At 31.4% G+C, this 6,628-nt stretch carries 5 protein-coding genes and 2 tRNA genes; 5 read left to right on the top strand and 2 right to left on the bottom strand.

The genetic code is table 11. The annotated features are described in order from the left end of the window. Nucleotides 1-141 precede the first annotated feature (141 nt). Together ABMY20_RS13950 and ABMY20_RS13955 are read left to right on the top strand one after the other, a co-directional pair. Complete coding sequence (locus ABMY20_RS13950; protein WP_349265588.1) at nucleotides 142-1,365, top strand: metallophosphoesterase; 1,224 nt, start codon at nucleotides 142-144, stop codon at nucleotides 1,363-1,365. Between the two features lie 88 nt (nucleotides 1,366-1,453). Then, nucleotides 1,454-1,747: a thioredoxin family protein gene (locus ABMY20_RS13955; RefSeq protein WP_047788184.1), complete on the top strand. Its 294-nt coding sequence runs from the start codon at nucleotides 1,454-1,456 to the stop codon at nucleotides 1,745-1,747. Here the strand turns inward: ABMY20_RS13955 and ABMY20_RS13960 are convergent. After that, the gene (locus ABMY20_RS13960; RefSeq protein WP_239178388.1) at nucleotides 1,744-2,373 is read right to left on the bottom strand and encodes a polysaccharide deacetylase family protein; all 630 of its coding nucleotides are present in this window, start codon (nucleotides 2,371-2,373) and stop codon (nucleotides 1,744-1,746) included. The two genes, ABMY20_RS13955 and ABMY20_RS13960, sit on opposite strands and share 4 nt — an antisense overlap. 4 nt (nucleotides 2,374-2,377) lie before the next feature. Then, a complete protein-coding gene (locus ABMY20_RS13965; protein WP_349265589.1) occupies nucleotides 2,378-5,491 on the bottom strand; it encodes a DUF2723 domain-containing protein in 3,114 nt (1,037 codons plus the stop codon). Nucleotides 5,492-5,707: 216 nt separating this feature from the next. Here ABMY20_RS13965 and ABMY20_RS13970 point away from each other — a divergent pair. The 3 genes from ABMY20_RS13970 (at nucleotide 5,708) to ABMY20_RS13980 (ending at nucleotide 6,429) form a co-directional block, all read left to right on the top strand. Further along, a tRNA-Gln gene (locus ABMY20_RS13970) sits at nucleotides 5,708-5,778 on the top strand. Between the two features lie 95 nt (nucleotides 5,779-5,873). Continuing rightward, nucleotides 5,874-5,944, top strand: a tRNA-Gln gene (locus ABMY20_RS13975). A gap of 107 nt (nucleotides 5,945-6,051) precedes the next feature. Further along, nucleotides 6,052-6,429 carry a hypothetical protein gene (locus ABMY20_RS13980; protein ID WP_173360448.1) on the top strand — a complete coding sequence of 126 codons (378 nt, stop codon included), beginning with the start codon at nucleotides 6,052-6,054 and terminating at the stop codon, nucleotides 6,427-6,429. The last annotated feature ends 199 nt before the right edge of the window (nucleotides 6,430-6,628 follow it).

Genomic DNA, 6,628 nt, shown 5'->3' on the forward strand with positions numbered 1-6,628 from the left:
TGATATCGATTTGTTTACAGAAAAAGTAGAAAAACTATCGTTTCTATGAACTTTGGAGGTAAAGCTACAAAACTTTAACAAGATGTTAAAAATCAATTTTAAGAATCGCAGTATCTTTGTTTCTCCTTAAAAATGAAATAGATGTCTCGTTGGTTAGTAACAGTTATTATAATATCCGCAATAATTATTGTATTTGAAGCATATGCTTTTCAAGCAATAAAAACACTTACAAGAAGTAAAATTATTCGTTATGGATGGTTGTTAATTGGGGTATTAGCTTACATACACTTTTTTTATGTAATTTTTGGTTACGATAGAAGTTCTGGGCAAACAAGAGAGTTTCAATGGGCAATGGGAATACTTTTACTTGTTTTAGTTCCTAAGGTGGTGATTTTTTTATTAATGTTTGGAGAAGATGTGGTTAGATGGTCTCAAAAAGGAATCTCATTTTTGTTTAAAGAAGAAACCAAAGACTTGGTTGGTAGAAGAGCTTTCATATCAAAACTAGCTTTAGGACTGGCAGCACTACCGTTTGCAAGTATGTTGTATGGTATTTTTAAAGGAAAATACAATTACAAAGTGCTTAAATACCAGTTAAGTTTTAAAGATATACCAGAAGCTTTTGATGGTTTTACTATATCTCACATTACTGATATTCACTCAGGAAGTTTTGATAATAAAGAAAAAATTAAATATGGAGTAGATTTAATTAACGAGCAAAAATCTGACATGATTTTATTTACGGGAGATATTGTAAATAATTTTGCACACGAAATGGATGATTGGATTTCTGTTTTTTCAAAGTTAGAGGCACCTGTTGGAAAATACTCAGTATTAGGTAATCATGATTATGGAGATTATTCTGATTGGAAAACCCCAGAAGATAAAAAAGCAAATTTTAAAGCAGTAAAAGATATTCATCCAAAAATAGGATTTGAATTATTATTAAATGAGCATAAATACATTGAAAAAGACGGACAAAAAATAGCATTGATTGGAGTAGAGAACTGGGGAAAGGGCTTTAATAAAGCAGGAGATCTTAAAAAAGCATCAGAAGGGGTAAGTAAAAATGATTTTAAAATTTTACTGTCCCACGACCCAAGTCATTGGGAGTATAAAGTAAAACAAGACGATTTTAATTATCATTTAACTTTAAGCGGGCATACGCATGGTTTACAGTTTGGGATTGAAATTCCTGGTTGGATAAAATGGAGCCCATCAAAATATGTTTATAAACAATGGGCAGGGTTATATAAAGAGTTTAATAGGTACATTAATGTGAATAGAGGGTTTGGTTACCATGCCTTTCCTGGTAGAGTGGGGATTTGGCCTGAAATTACCGTAATTGAGCTAAAAAAAGCTTGATTTTTCAGTATTTTTAAGATTATCATAATAATTACCTAACAAAAAATTAGTAATTTTAGGCACTTTACTGATAAAACTTATGCAAAAGATGACAAAGTTTGGTGAAATTATAAGCATTAACAAACCTGTGTTAATCGATTTTTATGCAGATTGGAGTGAACTAGAACCTAGTTTAGATACACTTCGTGATGTAGCTGCTGCATTAGGAGACAAAGCCAAGGTGATTAAAATAGATATTAACAAGAATGAAATTCTTGCAGATGCCTTACGTGTTAAAGGAAATCCAACTTTTATGATTTATAAAAATGGAGAGATGAAATGGCGCCAAACTGGAGAGCAAGACGCTAATACGTTAATAGGCTTAGTTCAGCAGTTTGTTTAAGAAATTGCCTTAAACTTATAACCTTGTAACGAAAATTCTTCTAGAACTTTTGGAAGCACATAATATAACTTGTCGCTAGCCTTTATACTATCGTGAAAAACGATAATACTCCCATTTTCTACATTTCTGAGTACATTTTGTAAACATTTTTCTTTAGTAATAGTCGGGTCAAAATCTGCTGACAATACATCCCACATAATAATTTTATAACCATTAGCAAGAAGTTGTTTGGCTTGTTTTCTTTTTATTTTTCCGTAAGGAGGGCGAAATAGTTTTGTTTTTTGATGCGATAATAAGTTTTCGCATTTGTTTATGTTGTTAATATAAGTTGTATTGCTGTTTTTCCAGCCGTTTAAATGATTAAAAGTGTGGTTTCCTACCGAATGTCCTTCATTAACAATTCTTGAAAAAACAGCGGGGTATTTTCGAATATTATCACCAATACAAAAAAAAGTAGCTTTTGCATTGAATAGGTGAAGTTGGTCAAGTACAAATTCTGTTACTTTTGGAATAGGTCCATCATCAAAGGTTAGAAATATTTCTTTTTGAGTAGAAAAAAAAGACCACGTATATTTAGCGAATAAACGTTTAAGTATACGTGGTGTCTTTATAAAATATAACCTCATTAAATTAAGGCTTAATAGTATCGAGTTCTTGTGGAAGCTCAGGCTCTTCTTCAGGCATTAAATGACTAAATAGACGAGCATGTGTTATATAATCTTCAAAAAACTTTTTACCATAATCTTCATCTTTGTCATATCGAGTAATTTGCTGAACTAAGTTTTGATACATGTACAGAGTTGTTTCTAAATTATCGATGATTAAATCAATGTCCTGAGTATTAAATGTGCTATAATACTTTAACTTCTGTTGGAAAATATCAGCTAAGGTTTCGGCAGTTTCTCTAGCTTTATTAATATCACCAATACGATAATACAATTCTGGATAGCCTAAAGAGAAATTGTAGTGATCAAAATCTTTAATAGGCATTTTGTGTAACGATAAATCTAACACGTCTTTTGCATTTACAGAATCTCCTTTTTGTAAGAATTCTTCAGATAAACGAATTAAGTTATTACGTAATGAAATTGCGTTACGCTTACTTTGCTCATCTAGGTAAATTTCTCCGTTATTGATTGTTTTCCAATCCCATTTTTTAACATTGTTATACATTTTTTCAGGATCTATGCGTCCCATGTCAAAAATTGTTCGCCCTTTATTAGATGTTTTTATAGGTACTAATTTGTACGCCATTCCATCTAATTGTAAGTAATCTTTTAGCCAAATGTATTCTTCATCAGCATTTGCACCACCAGTAAAGTAAATAGGTCGCTTCCAGTCGAAATTATTTAAAATGTCTAGCATTAAAAGTCTTGCTTTTGATAAACCTCTATCATCAACAGTAATGTCAATATAATCTACCATTTTATCAGCATCTTTTTGTGCTACTAATCCAGTTTTTAAAGCATTTTCTTTGTTAACAGGAATACGAATTCTGTTGGTTGGATAAAATTTTTCCTTAGCGCCATCTCCTGCGTCTAAATAAGTGGCATCATTATCACTAGCTATCCAACGCATAAAATCTTTTATATTAAGTAAAGAATCTTTTAACTGTGGAAGTGGGTAGTAGTATGCCATATCCAAGGTTCCATACTTGTACTGATCGTGTGTTAACTGTGATGGAATAGGCTCAGCATCATAGGTTTTCTTTTTCATTTGATCGATGTACCAATCTGTTTGAAAAAGACTTGTGTTTACTATTTTAATATCTCTGCGAACACCTTCTACTTGTTGCATGTACCAAAGAGGGAAAGTGTCATTGTCTCCAATAGTAAAGATGATTGCATTCGGGTCACAGCTCTCTAAATAGGTTTGTGCATTTAATTGAGCTAAATAACGGTCAGCTCTATCGTGATCATCCCAATTTTGGAAGCCCATTAAAGCAGGGACAGCTAGTAATGAAACCACTGAAACAGCAATTGCAACTACCTTTTTAGGAGCATACTTTTTAAAGTAATCATAAAGGGCAAGTACTCCAAAACCAATCCAAATAGCAAAGACATAAAAGGAACCAACTACCGCATAATCACGTTCACGAGGTTCAAAAGGTTTTGGGTTCGTGTAAAATATGATAGCTAATCCTGTGAATAAAAAGAACAGTGTTAACACATAAAAATTCTTCTTATCTCTATTGAGTTGATATAACAAGCCAATAAGCCCTAAAATAAAAGGCAAAAAGAAGTAGGTGTTACGTCCCTTGTTGTTTTTAACATCATCTGGTAAATTTTGTTGAGAGCCTAAGCGAGCTTCATCAATAAAATTAATACCGCTTAACCAGTTTCCATTTTCAATGTCTAAATGTCCTTGAATATCGTTTTGGCGACCTACAAAATTCCACATAAAATAACGCCCGTACATATATCCAAATTGAAAATCAACCATGAATTTTATGTTTTCTAAAAACGTTGGACGTCTTTTACTTCGAGCAGGAATTCCAGCAATACTTTTGTATTGTTGTTCAGAAGCAGGATTTACCATACGAGGAATAAACCCTTTGTGTTTGCTTGAGTAATTAGGAAGTACATTTTTGTACCTGTTTACAATAACATACTTGCCATCTATTTTTTCGTACTTAGGTTTATCGTCTTTATAAGGATTGTCGGCATCTTGTTCTCTATCATAAGCTACAGAATAGTAATTATCATAAAAAACATTTGCATCACCATATTGTTCACGATTGTAGTATGCTAGTAGTTCACGCGCACTTGATGGGTTGTTCTCGTTAATAATGGTATCAGCATTCGCACGTATTGGTAACATTAACCAAGACGAGAAACCAATCATTATGAATAATACTGAAAGTACTAAAGTGTTTGCAGTAACCAAGTTCTTTTTACGTGTATATTTTAATCCGTAAAAGAATAAAGCTATTAAAACAATTCCAGCTATAATAGTTCCTGAATTATAAGGTAGTCCTACTTGGTTGATAAAGAATAACTCAGCAACACTAAAGAATTTTAAAGTGAAAGGGAATAAAAACTTAAACACAAACGCTAAAACTAATATTGCAACTAGTGTAGCAATTGCAGTTGTTTTGATGTTGATATCCTTATATGTTTTGAAGAAATATACCAAAACGATTGATGGAATTACTAATAAGGATAGTATATGAACTCCAAAAGATAGTCCAACTACAAAGCTAATTAATACCAACCATTTATTTCCTCTAGAAGTATTTAATTCACTTTCCCATCGTAACCCTAACCAAAATAGTAGCGCCATTAAGAAAGAAGACATAGCATACACTTCCCCTTCAACAGCACTAAACCAAAAACTATCTGAAAAAGTATACGCTAAAGCACCTACTAATCCGCTTCCTAATACAGCAATAGCTTCATTATTACCTAACTTTCCATTTTTTATAGCCATTCTTCTAGCTAAATTGGTAATTGTCCAAAACATGAAAAGGATAGTAAAAGCACTTGCCAATCCAGACATAAAGTTGACCATTTTTGCCAACTGACTAGGATCACTAGTAAACATAGCGAAAAAAGCACCTAACATTTGAAATAAAGGAGCACCAGGAGGGTGTCCAACTTCTAAATTTACAGCAGTTGCGATGTATTCTCCACAATCCCATGAACTCACTGTGGGTTCAAGAGTTAAGGTATAAGTGATTAACGCTACTGCAAACGAAACCCATCCTAAAATGATGTTCCACTTTTTATAGTTAAACTCAGTCATAGTTTTTTATCTAGATATAAAGTACGAATGTATTAATTACTAATGATTTTTTCGTTGAAAACAAAAATATAATTTTAACAGTTTCTCTAAAATAAGCTCTCATATAAAGTTCTGTTAAATGAAATTTTTGAGGTTGAAAAAGAAGTAAACGAAAAAAAGCACAAAAAATTTGCTGAAATATAATTTTGTTTTATATTTGCACCCGAAATAAGCAATTGGCCTATGGTGTAATGGTAACACACCGGTTTTTGGTACCGATATTCAAGGTTCGAGTCCTTGTAGGCCAACAAAATCCTTACGAACTTCGTGAGGATTTTTTTATAAAAAGTGTTTAATGATTTCTAAATATAAAACTTTGTTTTTATATTTGCACTGTAAACATTGGCCCATGGTGTAATGGTAACACACCGGTTTTTGGTACCGATATTCAAGGTTCGAGTCCTTGTGGGCCAACTAAAAAGTCTTAACTGAATAAGTTAAGGCTTTTTTTTGTGTGAACAGTTAATCAAATTTATAATGAGTATAATTGGGGTTGTTATTAATAAATTGAGGATTGCTATATGGTAAGTATTGAAAAGGTAAAAAAATACTCAATTGAAGAACTTATAGAGTATATATATAATAATAAAATAAGTAAAGATACATTTATCAATGCTTATGATAAAAGTTCTTTAACTATAAAAGAAGCAGAAAGTCTGCTTTATAATATTGATGTTTCTTACAAAAGAATTAATGAATCTTTAGAACTTGAGTTGAAGCTTTTTTATGTACTAGTTCCTTTTGGTATTGTTAATGTATTTCTTCATTCTCATAATTCAGATATTAAAAGATTTGAAACATTTAAGTTTAAAAGAAAAATTAGGCAATATTACCTTTATTCTTCAGTAGGTAGTATTGCTTACATAATAGGTGGAATACTTATAGGAATATTCTCTTAACCAAAAAAGCAAATAAAATACCTCAATAAAAATTATTAAACACTAATATAATTTTTATGTAACAAAACATTAGTCATTTCTGTAAAGGTTAACTAATTCGTTGACAAAATCTTATATTTTGTTATGCGTATAAATACAGATGATTTAACTCTAGTTCGAAGCTATTTACAGAAGTATCAATTTTTGATAAGTGAGTACG

Origin of the sequence: Tenacibaculum sp. SSH1-16 (genome assembly GCF_040104435.1) — a bacterium.
In the GTDB taxonomy this organism is placed as follows: Bacteria; Bacteroidota; Bacteroidia; order Flavobacteriales; family Flavobacteriaceae; genus Polaribacter; species Polaribacter mesophilus.

Coding starts and splice junctions, on each gene's coding strand:
- ABMY20_RS13950 (WP_349265588.1), top strand. CDS start 142: ATGTCTCGTTGGTTAGTAACAGTTATTATAATATCCGCAATAATTATT.
- ABMY20_RS13955 (WP_047788184.1), top strand. CDS start 1,454: ATGACAAAGTTTGGTGAAATTATAAGCATTAACAAACCTGTGTTAATC.
- ABMY20_RS13960 (WP_239178388.1), bottom strand. CDS start 2,373: ATGAGGTTATATTTTATAAAGACACCACGTATACTTAAACGTTTATTC.
- ABMY20_RS13965 (WP_349265589.1), bottom strand. CDS start 5,491: ATGACTGAGTTTAACTATAAAAAGTGGAACATCATTTTAGGATGGGTT.
- ABMY20_RS13980 (WP_173360448.1), top strand. CDS start 6,052: ATGGTAAGTATTGAAAAGGTAAAAAAATACTCAATTGAAGAACTTATA.